This is a genomic window from Nostoc sp. EspVER01, assembly GCF_034530635.1.
GTDB lineage: Bacteria > Cyanobacteriota > Cyanobacteriia > Cyanobacteriales > Nostocaceae > Nostoc.
Genome location: NZ_JAVRCS010000007.1, coordinates 212,647 through 229,057 on the forward strand (window position 1 = coordinate 212,647; position 16,411 = coordinate 229,057).

Annotated in this window: 19 protein-coding genes and 2 pseudogenes; 12 read left to right on the top strand and 9 right to left on the bottom strand. The window is 42.3% G+C overall.

The window, feature by feature from the left end:
* Positions 1-10: 10 nt before the first annotated feature.
* The 3 genes from RMX69_RS08950 to RMX69_RS08960 all read right to left on the bottom strand — a co-directional run bounded on the left by RMX69_RS08950 (position 11) and on the right by RMX69_RS08960 (position 2,114).
* A complete protein-coding gene (locus RMX69_RS08950; protein WP_322637218.1) occupies positions 11-925 on the bottom strand; it encodes a cytochrome c oxidase subunit II in 915 nt (304 codons plus the stop codon).
* 74 nt (positions 926-999) lie between these two features.
* Positions 1,000-1,617, bottom strand: coding sequence for a DUF2231 domain-containing protein (locus RMX69_RS08955; RefSeq protein WP_322637219.1), 618 nt, complete (start codon positions 1,615-1,617; stop codon positions 1,000-1,002).
* Complete coding sequence (locus tag RMX69_RS08960; RefSeq protein WP_322637220.1) at positions 1,614-2,114, bottom strand: DUF2231 domain-containing protein; 501 nt, start codon at positions 2,112-2,114, stop codon at positions 1,614-1,616. The genes RMX69_RS08955 and RMX69_RS08960 overlap by 4 nt, the downstream gene beginning before the upstream one ends.
* Before the next feature lie 793 nt (positions 2,115-2,907).
* Here RMX69_RS08960 and RMX69_RS08965 point away from each other — a divergent pair.
* The 5 genes from RMX69_RS08965 (at position 2,908) to RMX69_RS08985 (ending at position 8,607) form a co-directional block, all read left to right on the top strand.
* The gene (locus RMX69_RS08965; protein WP_322637221.1) at positions 2,908-3,906 is read left to right on the top strand and encodes a metal ABC transporter substrate-binding protein; all 999 of its coding nucleotides are present in this window, start codon (positions 2,908-2,910) and stop codon (positions 3,904-3,906) included.
* A gap of 150 nt (positions 3,907-4,056) precedes the next feature.
* The gene (locus tag RMX69_RS08970; RefSeq protein ID WP_289796628.1) at positions 4,057-4,836 is read left to right on the top strand and encodes a metal ABC transporter ATP-binding protein; all 780 of its coding nucleotides are present in this window, start codon (positions 4,057-4,059) and stop codon (positions 4,834-4,836) included.
* 45 nt (positions 4,837-4,881) lie between these two features.
* A complete protein-coding gene (locus RMX69_RS08975) occupies positions 4,882-5,745 on the top strand; it encodes a metal ABC transporter permease (protein WP_289796629.1) in 864 nt (287 codons plus the stop codon).
* A 65-nt stretch (positions 5,746-5,810) separates the two neighbouring features.
* Positions 5,811-6,383: a chemotaxis protein CheB gene (locus RMX69_RS08980; protein WP_289796630.1), complete on the top strand. Its 573-nt coding sequence runs from the start codon at positions 5,811-5,813 to the stop codon at positions 6,381-6,383.
* 4 nt (positions 6,384-6,387) lie between these two features.
* On the top strand, positions 6,388-8,607 hold the full coding sequence (locus RMX69_RS08985; protein WP_289796631.1) for a response regulator: 2,220 nt from the start codon (positions 6,388-6,390) through the stop codon (positions 8,605-8,607).
* A gap of 97 nt (positions 8,608-8,704) precedes the next feature.
* Here RMX69_RS08985 and RMX69_RS08990 read toward each other — a convergent pair whose 3' ends face one another.
* Positions 8,705-9,076 (bottom strand): DUF2237 family protein, encoded by a 372-nt coding sequence (locus RMX69_RS08990; RefSeq protein WP_289796632.1) that lies wholly within the window; start codon positions 9,074-9,076, stop codon positions 8,705-8,707.
* A gap of 261 nt (positions 9,077-9,337) precedes the next feature.
* On the opposite strand from RMX69_RS08990, the gene RMX69_RS29410 reads away from it, so the two are divergent.
* Positions 9,338-9,541 carry a helix-turn-helix domain-containing protein gene (locus RMX69_RS29410; protein ID WP_354666180.1) on the top strand — a complete coding sequence of 68 codons (204 nt, stop codon included), beginning with the start codon at positions 9,338-9,340 and terminating at the stop codon, positions 9,539-9,541.
* Positions 9,542-9,578: 37 nt separating this feature from the next.
* Here the strand turns inward: RMX69_RS29410 and RMX69_RS08995 are convergent, their stop codons facing one another.
* Positions 9,579-10,946, bottom strand: a complete 1,368-nt coding sequence (locus tag RMX69_RS08995) for a DUF3370 domain-containing protein (RefSeq protein WP_322637229.1) — start codon at positions 10,944-10,946, stop codon at positions 9,579-9,581.
* A gap of 31 nt (positions 10,947-10,977) precedes the next feature.
* Positions 10,978-11,499, bottom strand: a complete 522-nt coding sequence (locus RMX69_RS09000; protein ID WP_289796633.1) for a peptidase C15 — start codon at positions 11,497-11,499, stop codon at positions 10,978-10,980.
* 58 nt (positions 11,500-11,557) lie between these two features.
* Here RMX69_RS09000 and hisH point away from each other — a divergent pair, with 58 nt between their 5' ends.
* Both hisH and rsmD read left to right on the top strand, forming a co-directional pair.
* Complete coding sequence (gene hisH / locus RMX69_RS09005; protein ID WP_322637222.1) at positions 11,558-12,193, top strand: imidazole glycerol phosphate synthase subunit HisH; 636 nt, start codon at positions 11,558-11,560, stop codon at positions 12,191-12,193.
* 133 nt (positions 12,194-12,326) lie between these two features.
* Entirely contained in the window at positions 12,327-12,872 is a 546-nt protein-coding gene (gene rsmD, locus RMX69_RS09010) for a 16S rRNA (guanine(966)-N(2))-methyltransferase RsmD (protein WP_289796636.1), read from the top strand.
* Positions 12,873-12,986: 114 nt separating this feature from the next.
* On the opposite strand, the gene petG is transcribed toward rsmD, so the two are convergent.
* The gene (gene petG, locus RMX69_RS09015) at positions 12,987-13,100 is read right to left on the bottom strand and encodes a cytochrome b6-f complex subunit V (protein ID WP_063721252.1); all 114 of its coding nucleotides are present in this window, start codon (positions 13,098-13,100) and stop codon (positions 12,987-12,989) included.
* A gap of 209 nt (positions 13,101-13,309) precedes the next feature.
* Here petG and RMX69_RS09020 point away from each other — a divergent pair, with 209 nt between their 5' ends.
* Both RMX69_RS09020 and RMX69_RS09025 read left to right on the top strand, forming a co-directional pair.
* The gene (locus RMX69_RS09020; RefSeq protein WP_094352507.1) at positions 13,310-13,684 is read left to right on the top strand and encodes a c-type cytochrome; all 375 of its coding nucleotides are present in this window, start codon (positions 13,310-13,312) and stop codon (positions 13,682-13,684) included.
* Positions 13,685-14,338: 654 nt separating this feature from the next.
* Positions 14,339-15,103: a peptidylprolyl isomerase gene (locus tag RMX69_RS09025; RefSeq protein ID WP_289796638.1), complete on the top strand. Its 765-nt coding sequence runs from the start codon at positions 14,339-14,341 to the stop codon at positions 15,101-15,103.
* 38 nt (positions 15,104-15,141) lie between these two features.
* Here RMX69_RS09025 and RMX69_RS09030 read toward each other — a convergent pair.
* Together RMX69_RS09030 and RMX69_RS29415 are read right to left on the bottom strand one after the other, a co-directional pair.
* Positions 15,142-15,328: pseudogene (locus RMX69_RS09030) on the bottom strand (IS630 family transposase); the annotation flags it as partial.
* 110 nt (positions 15,329-15,438) lie between these two features.
* Positions 15,439-15,561, bottom strand: a complete 123-nt coding sequence (locus RMX69_RS29415; protein ID WP_416211618.1) for a transposase — start codon at positions 15,559-15,561, stop codon at positions 15,439-15,441.
* 215 nt (positions 15,562-15,776) lie between these two features.
* Here RMX69_RS29415 and RMX69_RS09035 point away from each other — a divergent pair.
* Both RMX69_RS09035 and RMX69_RS09040 read left to right on the top strand, forming a co-directional pair.
* A pseudogene (locus tag RMX69_RS09035) lies at positions 15,777-16,034 on the top strand (IS630 family transposase); the annotation flags it as partial.
* Positions 16,035-16,200: 166 nt separating this feature from the next.
* Positions 16,201-16,332: a winged helix-turn-helix domain-containing protein gene (locus tag RMX69_RS09040; RefSeq protein WP_416211619.1), complete on the top strand. Its 132-nt coding sequence runs from the start codon at positions 16,201-16,203 to the stop codon at positions 16,330-16,332.
* Positions 16,333-16,411: the final 79 nt, after the last annotated feature.

The window sequence follows — 16,411 nt, forward strand, 5'->3', positions numbered from 1 at the left end:
TACTTTCCTTTCAACCAGGTGAATTGACTAGAGGAGGTGCAGCAGGTGGAACTGTAACCCAACCAGTTTGAACTGATTGATGGGATGTTTGGGCATACTCAGAAGCCGCTTGATTATTTGCGATGGATGGCTTTTGGGTTGCAGCTTGTGCCAGCCATTGCTGATAATCTTCAGGAGATTCGACGATGACATTCGCTTGCATTGTCGCAAAGTATGTACCGCTGTATTGGGAATCGGTTAATCGGTATTGTCCGGGGCGGATGGGAGTAAATTCAAAGTCGATCGCATGGTTAGGAATAATATCCTGCTTGAGGCGGAACGCAGGAATATAGAAGCCGTGCAAAACATCCTGTGATTTCAGCGCTAAACGTATTCTGCGATCGCTTGGTAAATGCAATTCGGTACTGGTAATATCTCTTTCTGGGTAATGAAAAACCCACGCCCACTGTTTAGCTAGGACATCGATTTTCTCAACAGGTTCTGCTAAGGCGTTAGCTGGTGCTGCATAAGCTGATTCCATTGCCAGCGGATTATGCAGATGAACTAGTTCAGCAGGGCCTTGAATCCCCATTTGTTCGTAAACTTGGTAGCTGTAGCCTGCAATCCAAAAGACTAACAGAATTGGGATTGCTGTCCAGACAACTTCCAAGGTGACATTACCTTCAATCGGGGGGCCATCAGTGAAGTCATCTTTGACTGCCCGATGGAAGATCACAGAATACATCAGAGTACTTGTTACTCCCAAGAAGATGAAGGCACCGAGGGTTACTAAGAAGCTAATCAAATCATCAATTAGTAGGGATTCGGCTGCTGCTTGGGGAGGAAGCCAGGAGTAAGACTGCTTGCCGATCCAGAGACTCGTAACAGTCACTGCGATCGCGCCTGTAAGCAGCGTCAAAATATTTAAAATCTTCTGGATTTTCATGGTCTTTGGTTATTGGGCATTGGGTATGGGGTATTAGTCAAAGGACACATGACTAAGGACTAAGGACAAATAACTTACTTGAGTGTTGTGTTGAGGTCTTGGTGCGATCGCAGCAAATTATCTGCTGTATTGTGTACGCCAAATTCGGCGGCTAGTTGCGCTCCTAGTGTGCCGTGGATGTACAGAATGAACATGATTGTTATGCCTGCGAACAGATAGATCCATTGCACTTCTCTATCTGTCTGTTTATATTCTTGTTTGCCCCAAACGAAGCGCTGCCATGCTCTCCAGATGGTCATGCCAACAATCAGCGCTAATAAGAACACACCACCCACACCATGCCAAAGCATAGTTTCCATTGCCTGCAATCCCCAGGCACTCTTCATATCAGCTGGTGGTGCTGCCAATAGCATTTCGTAAAAGCCTGCTCCCACTGTGAAAAATGTGATGATGCTGGCAGCTAACATGTTGTACCAGCCAACAGCAAATAAGTTGTCACGTTCGACAGTAATTGCCAAAAATTTGAAGACCCATTTTTCAAAGGGGAACAGAACACCAACAATATCAAAGGTCATCGCAATGATGAACAAACCTATTGTCAGATGGACTAAGTTGGGATGAATGGGAATTGTGTAAGGTAATCCGTTTGGGCCTAGAGAGCCGCTCAATTGGTCAATTAATTCTGAGTTCATCGCAACACACCATCCTTTACTGCTTCCACAACTGGCACGGTATGCAATCCATATACCCAAACAAGTTCATCGCCGAGATATACTTGTAAGCCAACTATTAGGGTCAAAATTAGTCCGGCTCCCAAATAATAAATCGGTACTTTTTGCGGGTTACGGGCACGAATTACATAGCGCCAAGCTGTAATCGCCGTGATAATTCCTGAAAGCGACCAACCAATTAGCGTATGCAAATTCAGCACCGATTTAGCTAGGCTGTAAGGCTGTGCTAACCCTGCTTCAAACTGACCAAAGATAATCGCAACGAAGATGGCGATCGTGGCAACTAACATATTCCACCAACTCACCTCAAAAAGACCCGATTTACCAGTAAAATAGCCAATTACATCGCAGAAGAAGGAAAACAACACCATCGCAATGACGAAGTGGACAACGATGGGATGAATCGTATCTGGATAGGGCAAATTGTGGTCGTTCAAGGATGTCAAATACTCAATCATTGTCTTCTCCTGGACATATCTACCGCACTTTGGTCAATAAATTTTGGATTTTGGATTGGCGATCGCGCAGTCTTAGTGAGCGTCTTTTAGATTTATTCCGTCCCAGACGAGATATAAACTAGAAGACCCTAATCAAAAATCTAAAATCGTTAGTCAAGCTTCAATAATTTATGGATACTCACTAACATCACCACAAGTATCCATCCATAATTGATCGGATTCTGTTCAATATCTGCGCGGTTCAATACGCTTAATCATGTCTTAGCTTTTTGTAGCCAAATTTGGTTAAATTGCCTACATGGAATAATTTTCGTTTTGATTCATTTCCTTATGCCAATAGTCTGCAACAGCAATTCTTGATGTAGCTAAATCAAATCGCTGCCGTTTGTTGATTTGCTTAACCTATCCTTTAGCTTAAGTAAATTTTTATGAATTGTCAAAACAATAAATATTAAACTTTTAACAGTTAGTTATTTAACAAATAAATATTTTCATAATGTATTTAGATTTGCATTTTTTTAAATACAAAAAACTCTAAATATCATATTTGTCTGTAAGGTATTTCACAATAATAAAATATTTGTTTGTGATGTAAATAACAAAAATATTTGAATCACTCAAAAAGCCCTTTAAAAAGACAAAAATAAGGAATCAAGGTTAAGTCATAACTCAGAAATACAGTTTATTGCAACAGGTTCGCTTTTTTCCTCTGATATTATTTTCATAATTCTTTCATTTTTATGTTACTTCTGCTAAAGTGAGACAAAAGTGAGAAGATTATGAAATTGCTATAATGAGATTTAATATCAATAACTTTCAGATGCAACTACCGCAGCACGGACAAAAATTGGTTGTCGCGTCTGGGCTGCTATTGTGGGTATGTTTGAGTGGGTGTAGCCCGTCAATCTCCGATTCTCAACCACAGTTAAGTCCAAACCCAGGCAAAACTAACACTAACCTAGATAAAAAAGGTAAAAAAGTGGTTCTTACCACCTTTACAGTCATTGCAGATATGGCTCAAAACGTGGCGGGAGACAAGGCGATTGTTGAATCTTTAACCAAACCAGGGGCGGAAATTCATGGTTACGAACCAACTCCTAGCGATTTGGTGAGGGCGCAAAAAGCAGATTTAATTTTGAATAATGGTCTGAATTTAGAGCGTTGGGCACAGAAATTGTATAACAGCGTCCCTAATGTACCTCACGTTACCCTAAGTGAGGGAATTAAGCCTGTAGAAATTACGGAGGATGCCTACAAAGGAAAACCTAATCCCCATGCTTGGATGTCACCAGAAAATGCCTTGATTTACGTAGATAATATTCGCAAGGCATTAGTTAATTTGGACTCAGCGAATGCAGAGACTTATAATACCAATGCCAAAGTATACAGCCAAAAAATTAAGGAAGTCGATGAGAAACTGCGAAAAAGCGTGTCGCTAGTTCCAGCAGACAAGCGCTACATGGTAAGCTGTGAAGGCGCTTTCTCATACGTCACCCGCGATTATGGCTTGAAAGAAGCTTATCTCTGGGCAGTCAACTCTGAACAACAAGCTACTCCCAAACAGCTAGAAAAAGTCATTGATATAGTTAAAAAAAATAAAATACCTGTAGTTTTCTGTGAAAGTACAGTCAATGATGGAGCGCAACGTCAGGTAGCTAGAGAATCGGGAGCAAGGTTTGGTGGAGTGTTTTATGTTGATTCCCTCTCTCCAGCGAATGGGCCAGCACCAACTTATCTCAAGTTGCTAGAACTTAATATTAATACTCTAACTCAGGGATTAGAGGAAAAGTGAGCAAGTATGCAAGAATAAATTTAATTATTTAAAATTAGCTTGTAGTAAGGACTTTCGTCCTGTTTTGTTCTCTAGAAAATGTTAAGTATTCGCAAAAAAGGCTGGAGCCGCTCATTACAAACTAATGATTAATCTTAGAGGTGATTTTTAGTGAAGTCTATTAGTATTGATGTCGAAAATCTGACAGTTGCTTACCACGGCAAAGTTGCTTTACATGGTGCTTCTTTGCAAATTAGAGCAGGTTCAATTAGTGGTTTAGTGGGGATGAATGGTAGCGGTAAATCAACCCTATTTAAGGCGATTATGGGTTTTTTAAAGCCAGTTACAGGACGGGTTTTGATTAATGGTTTACCGATAAAAACTGTACAGAAAAAAAGCTTGGTGGCTTATGTACCACAGTCGGAAGAGGTGGACTGGAATTTTCCAGTAAGTGTCCATGATGTGGTGATGATGGGACGCTACGGATACATGAATATACTGCGAATTCCGTCGGCGAAAGATCAAAGAGTGGTGAGGGAGAGTCTGGAAAGAGTGCAAATGTGGTCAATGCGCGATCGCCAAATTGGAGAACTCTCTGGTGGACAGAAAAAACGTGCCTTTCTCGCCCGTGCCTTAGCACAACAGGGAACAGTTTTACTATTAGATGAACCTTTCACTGGGGTAGATATCAAAACAGAAAAAGCGATGATTGACTTATTACTAGAATTGCGAGAGGAAGGTCATACAATTTTAATTTCTACCCATGACTTAGCGTCTATAACTACTTTCTGTGACCAAGTAGTACTAATTAATCGTACTATTTTAGCTTATGGTGATACATCCGAAGTCTTCACAGAAGAAAATCTATCACGCACTTTTGGCGGTTCTCTGGGAGATTTATCCCTCAGCAAAAGTCAGATAATCCGCGGAAATCAAAATGAATCTGATTGATTGAGAATTTTTAGTTGATATTGCTTGGATTAGAGTTATAAAAATATGAATACTCTCGCATTCTTAGACTGGTTAACCACACCCCTCCAGCATGAATTCATGGTGAAGGCAATTTGTGTAAGTGCCTTAGTTGGGGTAGTCTGTTCTGTTTTATCTTGTTTTATGACCCTAAAAGGTTGGGCATTAATGGGAGATGCTGTTTCCCATGCAGTAATGCCTGGGGTAGTAATTGCTTATGTTTTAAATATCCCTTTTGCTGTGGGTGCTTTCGTCTTTGGAGTGGGTTCAGTTATTGCGATCGGTTATATCAAAGCGAAGACGAGAATTAAAGAAGATACTGTCATCGGACTTGTATTTACAGGATTTTTTGCTCTGGGTTTGGTACTAGTTTCCAAGACTCCAAGCAGCGTAGACTTAACGCACATTTTGTTTGGGAATGTCTTGGGTATTTCTAATGAAGACATTATCCAAACGGTGATTATTAGCGTAATTACTTTAGTAACAATAGCTGTTTTACGCAAAGACCTATTATTATTTTGTTTTGACCCCACTCATGCACGTTCCATCGGCTTGAATACAGGAGCGCTGCACTATATTTTACTATCATTACTGTCGCTAACTGCTGTCGCCGGACTCCAGACAGTAGGAATTATTCTGGTTGTAGCGATGTTAGTTACTCCGGGAGCAACGGCTTATTTATTAACAGACCGTTTCGACCACATGATACTAATTGCAATGGCATCGGGCGTATTTTCTAGTGTCATGGGGACTTACATCAGCTATCATATCGATGGTGCAACGGGGGGTTGCATAGTTGTGTTGCAAACCTTGTTGTTTATCGTAGCAATGATTTTTGCACCTAAACATGGGTTACTGGTAAGAGCAAAGAAGCAGGAAAACACTGACTGATTTAGTATGAAATACTCTTTGCTATTTACGTAACCCCCCATTCCAGTGGTATGAGGGCGAAATAAGTGTCGTTTAAAATTGTGGTAATTGGTACTTCTTTAGGCGGATTATCAGCACTGAAAATCGTCCTGGGTAATTTACCAGCAGACTTCCCTGTACCGATCGCGATCGTGCAACACCGTCATAAAGAATCTAGCAACACACTCCAGGATTTATTACAAGAATCCACTTTGTTGAAAATTCGCGAAGTGGAAGACAAGGACGAAATACTACCAGGACATATCTACATAGCCCCAGCAGATTATCATTTACTGGTTGAACCAGGTCACTTTGCTCTTTCGACTGATGAGCCTGTTTCTTATGCTAGACCATCTATTGATGTGCTGTTTGAGTCGGCAGCCGATGTCTACACAGAGCAAGTTATTGGTGTAATATTGACAGGAGCCAACCAAGATGGTATGCAAGGCCTTAAGAAAATAAAAGCGCGGGGAGGAATTACCATTGTACAAGAACCTGCCACAGCGGAGAGCGACATTATGCCAGAGGCAGCAATTTCTGCTATTACAGTAGACTGGATTTTGACACTCTCAAACATTGCTTCCCAGATGGTCAAGCTTTGTCAATTATCACAGAAATAAACCGATGCAGATGGAACGCAAAGTCAACATCCTCCTAGTAGATGATAAACTAGAAAATTTGCTGGCACTAGAGGCAATCCTAGAAAAATTAGGGGAGAATCTCGTGAGAGCTACTTCCGGGGAAGAAGCTTTGAGGTGTCTGCTGCATCAAGACTTTGCGGTGATTTTGCTGGATGTGCAAATGCCAGGGATGGATGGCTTTGAAACTGCTACCTTAATTCGCAATCGGGGGCGATCACGCCATACTCCAATTATCTTTCTTACCGCCTTTAGCACCAGCGACCAAATGCTGTTTAAAGGTTATGCCTTGGGTGCTGTTGATTATCTGCTCAAGCCACTAGACCCCAATATTTTGACTTCTAAAGTCACAGTATTCGTAGAACTATTTAAGAAAACAGAAGCCATCAAGCAACAAACAGCGCAATTGGTAGCTGTGAATACTGAACTCAGGCAAAGTGAAGAACGATTCCGATCGCTAAGTACCTGCTCACCCGTTGGCATTTTTGAAACTGATACTGAAGGCAACTGTAAATATACTAATCCCCGCTATCAGGCAATTTGTGGCTTGAAAGCCGCAGATAGTTTAGAAAAGAAATGGCTGGAATCTGTTCATCCAGAAGATAAAGAACGAGCGATCGCTAGTTGGTCTGCTTACATCTGTGAAGGTCGGGAATACTCAGAAGAATTTCGTTTTCAAGCCGCTCACGGTAACATTCGTTGGGTTCAAGTTCGCTCATCACCAATGCTTTCCAGTCAAGGAGACTTGTTGGGTTATGTAGGCACTCTTGAAGATATTACTGAACGCAAGCAGGCAGAAGAAGTCCGCGCTCAAGTGATTCGAGAACAGACGGCAAGACAGGAAGCAGAAGCTGCAAATCGGATGAAAGATGAGTTTCTAGCTGTTCTCTCCCACGAACTCCGCACGCCTCTAACCTCAATGCTCGGCTGGTCAAAAATCCTCCGCGCGAAGAAACTTGACGAAAAAGCCACTTCTCGCGCTTTGGAGGCGATCGAACGCAACGCCATATCTCAGATGCAACTAATTGAGGATATCTTGGATGTATCTCGGATTATCCGTGGTCAGTTGCGGTTAAACGTATCTGCGGTAAATCTGCTTACAGTGATGGAGGCGGCATTAGAGGCAGTTCGTCCCCTAGCAGAGCCAAAAGATATTCAATTAAATACTGTACTGGATACTTCGATCGGGTCAGTCTACGGCGATCCAGCCCGTCTACAGCAAATTGTCTGGAACCTACTAACTAATGCAATAAAGTTTACCCCTAAAGGCGGTAGGGTAGAGGTTAGGCTATCAAAGCATTTTGGATTTTCGATTTCAGACTTTGGTGTGAGCGCTACTTCCACAAGCCTCAGTACAACCCAGTCGAACAATTTTGGATTTGAATCTCATAGTGAAAATTTAGATTCTTCAAACACTGAAGAAAGCAATAATCTAAAATCCGTCTTGGAAAATTCTGATGGTCGAGAGCCGAGTCTTAAGCTTTCTGCAAAATCTCAAACTTCAAAATCTCAGTACGCCCAAATTCAAGTTATCGATACGGGCATTGGCATCAGTTCCGAGTTTTTACCCAAAGTATTTGAGCGTTTTCGGCAAGCAGACAGTACCACAACGCGATCACACAATGGATTAGGATTAGGACTAGCGATCGTCCGTCATCTAGTTGAACTGCATAAAGGTACAATCTTTGCCCAAAGTTTGGGTAGTGGACAAGGAGCAACATTTACTGTAAGACTACCACTCCTACAAGACAATAGGGGAAATAGAGAAGCAACAGGAAAAATTTCCTCCCCTGTAGCGTCTACGCCCCTTGCTGGATTAAGAGTTCTAGTTGTAGATGATGAGACAGATACCCGTAACTTTCTCAGTTTTATGTTTGAGGAGTATGGGGCTTTTGCCACTGCGGTAGGATCAGTTGATGAAGCACTAGCAGTACTTGAACAAGCAAAACCAGATATCCTGATTAGCGACATCGGTATGTCAGAGCAAGATGGTTATACGCTGATTAGAAAACTGCGCTCTTTAGAACCAGAAAAAGGCGGGCGCATCCCCGCGATCGCGTTAACAGCGTACACGCGAGAAGAAGACCGTTTAGAAGCACTTTCTGCAGGGTTCCAGCAGCATTTATCTAAGCCAATTGACCCCAATAAATTGATTGCTGCCGTTGCCAATGTTTTAGAACTACCTCTAGAAGTTCCAGTGAGTTGATTTGGAAGTGGGGACTGGGGAAAGCAGGGAGCAGGGGAAAATTCCTCTCCTCTGCTCCCTTCCCCCTGCACCTCTGCCTCTTGTGCCCAATGGCCAATCAAGACGAAGTTAAGGCATGTTTTTTGAGTTCGTCTAGAGAAACCACTTCCAAAGCTCTAGCATGGGTTGCTGAAAGTATAACGGGTGGAGCAACGCCAGCTTCTAGAGCTTCTTGCCAGCGAGAAGCACACAAACACCAGCGATCGCCAGGCTTCAATCCCGGAAAATTAAAATCAGGAACAGCTGTGCTGAGGTCGTTTCCCTGCGATTTGGTGAACTCCAGGAATTCTGATGTGACTTGGGCACATACGACATGCGACCCGAAATCCTGACTACCTGTACGACAAAAACCGTCGCGGTGAAACCCAGTCATGGGAGAAGTACAGCAAACCTCTAGGTTTCCATCGATTACATTTTTAGCGTCTGTCATCGTTAATTCAGGGTAACTGAAACTTTGAGAGATTTCAAAATCCTTCATCCAAATGAAGGGTTAATAGCATCAGGTCAGAGGAATTATTTTACACAATTCTTGGATGACTGATTTAGAAAATGTTCATCTGGGAAAGAAGAACTATAGCAGTCGCCAAAGCCGTTAGGACAGTTTGCGGGAAACGCGTCTTCAACAGCGTACTTTGTGATTTTATTGCTGTCCTAAGCTCCCTGTCCGTTGCTATAAAACCGAGGAGAGGTAATCAGATTAAACGCACATGGCTGGTATGTGGAAAAAATCGCGGGTCATTTAAATTGGACTCCACAGACAGTGAGAGAGGTTTTGCACAAATGGAAAAAGCAGGGTCTAGAAGGGCTTTGGGAACTACTTGGTCGAGGTGGGAAGACTAAGTGGAAAGAAGAGGACATAGTGTTTTTAGAAGAATGCCTTAAGAAAGAACTTTAGAACTTCACATTGCGTCGTGGTCGTAGATCATAACTCATTACCGAGGTTCAGCCTGAGTTGAAACTGTCAATACTTGCGGTGGTGTAGCATCCGGCGGATAGAGAAAGTCTACTTCTACCAAAGAGCGATCGCTTGGTTTCATCTTTAATAAAACTAACGGTTCTCCTGGTTGACCTCTCTTTTGCACTAAATGTACAAACTCAGTTTGTGGCTGATTTTGGTCATTTTTGTAACGTACTCGCACTGTCCCTCGGAAGAATACTTGAGGAGCGGGTGTACTCAGAAAGCGTAACCCTGGTTTGACTAACTGATCCTCTTTGAGTGGTGTTTGTATCGACACGCTAACAGTTTGAGAACTTTGAGTATTGTTATATAGCGGCAGCTTCAGATTATATTGAATTCCATAGTTGCCATGAGCGCGATATGCGGTGTCAGGATAGCGCACTAGCATAGGCGCACTTTGAATTTGACCAGTTCCTAATGTACCGCCATGCAGAGTACTCAGAGCGTAGGAAAACACTTGACCAGGCTGGGGAATAGTTAGATACCTAGCTTTAGGCTTATCTACTAATAAGGCTCTCCATCGTGAACCACCAACCACTCCCGCAACACGCCCATAAATTCTTGGCTTGCCAGTTTCCTCTAAGGGAGTGGGAGTTTTATCTCGTGGCCCAGCTAAATCGCCACTCTCTAGTAAATTCTGCCACTCTTTTAAACTAGGCGATCGCTCACTGCCATCAGGATTAACCTGTGCAAACATCGCTAGGCTAGCTGCATAGACAGTGCCATTACTTTGCAATCGGATCAATGTAGACCGACCATTGAGAGGTGGTGTCAATCCCTGCACAGGAATTGGTAAATTTAGTAACATCCGACTTTGCTTTGCTGGAATGTCAATTTGAGCAGGGAAAATCTCTTGTCGCACTCCCCTTAAAACATCAGACATGACGCGATCGCCTGGGCCAGCAAAAATTTTACCTAAAAGGTTTTGGCTAAAGGATGGTAACTGAATAAATGGGGCATCCGGTTGACTCAAATAACTCGCCGCCTGCCAAATATTTACCTTCACTGGTTCCGAACTAGGGTTCTGCAAAATTATCCCTAAATAAAGAGAACGCAAATTCTCTGCTGGTTCAGCTTTCGCAACGTGATGGGCAAAAATATCAAATCGTCCCCGAAAAGGAAAATTCAGATGCGCTGTTGGCACTTTTTTCCCATCTGGTGGAAAGGTAGAAAGTAAGATTCCTTCCTTCAAAACCAATTCTGGACTATTGCTGTTAAACGTTGGCACTGTATCCAACTTACCTGGTAAAGGTCGTACTTCTTGTGGTTGTAAGACTTCTTCAGGTGGAAGTGTAGTAGGAGTTAATTGGGCTATCGGAAAAATTAGTAACAATGGCAACATATACTTAGATATTTCTTTCACCATACAGACATTAACAGCTTGATGAAAGTGCCAGTTTGTTAATAATTAATACGAAATCGGCAAGAATCCCCATCAAATTTTCTTGATTGAGAACGGGAACGTGGACAAAAATACAACGTGCCGTGAGTTGATTTTGGCTTAAGTAGTCCAACACTGAATAGTAAAGACCTTCACAGACAAATTTCCCACAGTCGTAGCTAATCTGAATTTTTGCTGCTCCCACCACTAATTTTTCTAAATCAACTTCTGTCTGTAAAATACTTTCTCCACAGCTAGCAACTGCTTCCACACTTAATTGTGTACGGCTTGCAGCCATGCCACAACAGATGATGTAATCAGGTTGGATTGCCTTGATTTTTTCCATTACCTGAGTACTGGCAAGTTGCACATCTACGGGTAACTGGCGTAAAAAAGTTAAGTTATGTGGTATCAACTCAAGTTTGGTAACTTCAAGTAATAAATCATCAGAAGAATTTGACTGTTGATCTTTTAGCCAAGTGTCAAAAGAAGTTAATAGAATTCTTTTCTTCATAACAAATATTATTTAGAATAGAAAAACCCTCCATAATAAATTTACAAGGAGCAGGTAAATGCCAGTAATTGCGGTCGTAGATTATGAGATGGGAAATTTGCACTCAGTTTGCAAAGGCTTGGAAAAAGCTGGGGCAACTCCTAATGTTACTTATTCTCCAAAGGAATTAGAGCAGGCAGATGCTATAGTCCTACCGGGAGTGGGAGCATTTGATCCAGCAGTGCAACACCTGCGATCGCGTGGTTTAGAACAACCTATTAAAGAAGCGATCGCAGATGGTAAACCTTTTTTGGGAATTTGTTTAGGATTGCAAATTCTTTTTGAATCAAGTGCAGAAGGTACCCAACCAGGACTAGGAATTATCAAAGGAAAAGTGCGGCGGTTTCGTCCCGAACCTGACATCACTATTCCTCACATGGGTTGGAATCAATTGGAAGTTACTCAACCAAAAAGTATTTTGTGGGAGCATTTGCCGTCAGATCCTTGGGTGTATTTTGTCCATTCCTATTATGTTGACCCAATAGACCCGCTAATCCGTGCAGCAACTATCACTCACGGTACTCAAACCGTCACAGCTGCGATCGCCCATGAAAACCTGATGGCAGTCCAATTTCACCCCGAAAAATCCTCTAATATTGGATTGCAAATCCTGTCTAATTTCGTTGCTCAAGTCCGCGAAAAAATTCCTGCCTAATATTCTTTTTGTAATTTGTTCTTTGTCTTTTGTCTAAAACTAATACTTCTCTACGAGAGGCTGCGCCCGAAGCGAAGCTATGCCGCAGGCTTTACGGCTTTGCTCAGTACAAGTGACCAATGACTAATAACCAATGAGCCTGAGAATTTACGGTAATCGCCAGCTAAAAACTTTACCAGGAAAAGAAACTAGACCCACTAGTGCGCGAGTAAGAGAGGCAGTCTTTAATATTTGGCAAGGAGAAATTGCAGGTTGTCGCTGGCTAGATTTGTGCGCTGGTACTGGTTCAATGGGCGCAGAGGCTTTGTGTAGAAGAGCCAGCTTAGTAGTAGGAATTGAACAATCGAGCCGAGCCTGTACCACCATCCAGCAAAATTGGCAGCAGTTAACTAATGCCGAACAGGAATTTCGGGTATTGCGGGGAGATATTACCCAGCAGTTAAAAACTTTATCAGGTAAACAGTTTGATAGAATCTACTTCGATCCACCTTATGCCAGTGGATTGTACCAGCAAGTATTAGAAGCGATCGCTCACTATCAACTTTTAGATCCTAGCGGTGAAATCGCAGTTGAACACGCCTCACAAGGTTGGACACCGCCAGAGATTCCCGCTTGGGAAATTTGCCGCCAGAAAGTTTACGGCAACACATCACTTACTTTCTACAAAATTATGGAATGAAAAGAGTGGGGAGTGGGGAGTAGGGGAGAAAAATTGCTTCCTTGTCCTCCTTGTCCCCCTTTCCTCATCCCACTCAAGACTCAGCGCTCACCACTGGGCACTCTCTCTACTCTCTCATCCCCCCAACTGATTGGGGCGCTTGTATTGCTTATATGCAGCGTAAAAAAGTCCGGCGAGAGTGACGAAAACTAGACCAAGGACAATACCTGATAGCAGGGGTTCAACCACTGTAAATCTCCTTTTTGTAATTATTAAATATTCGTTGCCTGTTTTTGATTTTACCAAATTTCGTATGAATCCTGCGCCCTACAGCCTGTTGGAGGGCGACTGCCCACAAAAAAATAGTCTTCTGTGCTTGCAGACACAATCAAGAACTTTTAAGCTATGTGTAGGAAATGAAAACTTTTTAGCACACCTAGAATTTCACAGCAAACCTTTTGGATAACCAGATTACCAAACCTGAAATTTTGATTCAGCGGATCGTTTTATTGACGCTGGCTATACTGCTAGGAGTCCCTTTGGGCTTTTTTGGTGTTCAGTTGGTTCAAGCCTCCGATCCATATGTCAAGAGTGTTCTGTCCCTAACAGGAAACCCAGTTCAAGGACACGCGATATTTCAAATTAACTGTGCTGGTTGTCATGGCTTGGAAGCAGACGGGCGAGTGGGGCCCAGTTTGCAAGCTGTTTCAAAGCACAAGTCTCGGTATGGGCTGATTCACCAAGTGATTAGTGGCGAAACACCCCCAATGCCAAAATTCCAACCCAGTGCTCAAGAAATGGCGGATCTTTTGAACTATTTAGAGTCGTTATAGACCTAAGAGTTTTTGGTTGTAGGATACATACAATACTCTTATGTAAAAAGGCAGAATAGTATGCATGCCTTTTTACACCTCTGATAAATGTAAAGAAATCCTTAGATACTCGATAGCGTTCGCACAGTGTCTCGTAGAGACGCTTTAGCAACGTAGGAGCGTTGCCCTTGGCACATCACACCTGCTCTACTTGAGAAAATTCCAAACACTTAGGTGCGAGACGCTGCTCGTACCTTGCTTCTCCGTAATAGTACATATACTAACACTAACGTCCTTAACGTCTTCCCTTATCTACCAAACGCTCTTTTGAGGTTGGGAGAAAAACCGCCACACTAATACCACTGTGCCTATATACATAATCATAGAAACCTCAAAATAGCCTAGCTCCATATGATAAACTTCGTCTTCTAAAGTCGTAGTGGCGAGAACTATCTTTTGTCTTTATCTTTACATCCGCTAGTATTTGCGTAGAATCTTTGATAAAAACTCATATAAACTGTATATTTTTAAGTATGTTAGCAAGTAACTATTTAATTATTGCGAAAGTGAGGTTAGTATACCTAACTCTGTAAAATTAAGGTAAAAGCTCCTAGTAAATGAGCTACGGTATAGCTTCTTTAACAGACTAAATATTCTTGAGATGCCCGAAAGCTAATGACTGAAACGACCCAAATCGGTAATCGTACAATCACAGCTAGTGAACTGATTTCCTTACTGGCAAGTTATCAAATGCTGCCACAGTTGCAGCGAGAATTGATCATTGATGAGGCAATAGAGCAAAACTCGCGCTCTGCCAAGATTGCAATAGAGTGTACACCAGAGGAAGTAGCCCAAGCTAAACAGCAGTTTTACGCCGAAAAACAGTTCAAAAATGAAGAAGACATCCAGGCTTGGATGGCACATCAAGGGCTGAATCCAGATCAACTAGAAGTTATCACTACTCGTAAGCTGAAAATTGAAAAATTCAAGCAAGCCACTTGGGGTAATAAACTGGAATCTTACTTTTTTCAGTCCAAGGCAAAACTGGACAAAGTAATTTATTCCCTACTACGAACCCAGGATGTGGGAATTGCCCAAGAACTATACTTCAGGATTCAAGCAAAAGAAAACTCTTTTGCTGATTTGGCGCGGGAATACTCACTCGGACCGGAAGCCCAAACTGGTGGCTTGGTAGGCCCGATTGAACTGAATGCACTACATCCGATAATGGTGCAAATGCTCTCTAGCACTCAACCAGGTCAGATATTGCCCCCTACCCGTATCGCTGAATGGTTTGTAATTTTGCGTTTAGAAAAATTTATTCCAGCACAACTGGATGAATTTATGAAAATGCGTCTGTTGAATGAACTCTTTGAAAACTGGCTACAAGAGCAGCAAAAGCAAATCATGTCTGCACCACAAGCAGAGGGGGATACGTGACAGGCGATAAACCTTTAACCAATCGAATATAGCGGTTATCAATCTTCTGAAGTACAGTAGCAGCAGTGAGTAAACCAACAAGCGTAAATTCTCTATCGTCACTTCTGCAAATGCCGCATCTAATGCCTTGAGTAAATCAGGATATGTCCTTGCACCGATGCGACGGAGAATGTTCTTAATCTTCGACCAACAGTTCTCAATGGGTGAAAAATCGGGGGAGTAGGGGCTTTCTGGGGCAGGTTTTTTTGATTAGACAAATTTTTGGGATTTTAAAACCAAAACCATTGTCTGAGAACTTAAAACTACGTTCAATAATTGAGAACATTCTCAACTATTTATCGAAAGCCTAAAAGCCTGCCCTTGAAAGGGGAGTAGGGGGGGAGATAAATGAGGCTAGCTCCAGCAGCGATGATTAAAGCTTCAAGTTCATCACTTTTATGGATCGAGCAGTTATCCATTAGACATCTCCGAAAACTGCCCAAGTATCTCTGTGACTAACTTATAGGGTGCGATCGCCAGTGAGAGCAATCAGCTAGTTTCGACGAGAGAATAGGAGTTTAAGATGTTTGTTGTTAATAATCCGACAAAAAAACGTGGCTATGTGCATTCATTTTCTCTCAGGTAAACGCGTATATTTCTGCTGGTAATACAAGTGCCCCAATTCGGAATTCTTACTACTCCACAAATTGTCAAAATTACCTCATACCAATTCTCTAAGAAGCTGCATAGAATAAAGGTTAAACGGTATAACGATTTAGGTATAAGTGGAATTGGCGATCGCCGCCTTTCAAACCAAGGAGCAAAGGCGTTAATAGACGATATGCATCAAGCACATCTGTGGCAAGCTTTACAGGAAAACGCGCCAGATGGGGGACTCTGGAATGGACGAAAAGTTGCAGATTGGTTAAGTGAAGTCACTGGAACAAAGATTATAGGACTTACGCACTGTACAAAAAGATTATCATGTGTATGAACGAAAATGCGTTGTTTCAGGCTATTGGCTACTAGCTTCAGATCAAAGCGCGATCGCTGGCTAATGGTGAAAAATCAAACTTGAATGGCTGAAAAGCTATATCCATATTTAATTGCTTCTGTCAATGCGTAAGTCCTATATTAGTAGATATAGGGAGTGGGAAATATTACGGCAGATGACGTTTAGACTACGAGTACCTCATCCGTCTCACACCAACAGCGATCCTTTTGAGCAAGAAGCCTGGAAAAAAAACTAGCTACAGAAGTTGAAGAACTCAAAGTTATAGCAGTCGCCAAAGCCGTTAGGACAGTTTGCGGGAAACGCGTCTTCAACAG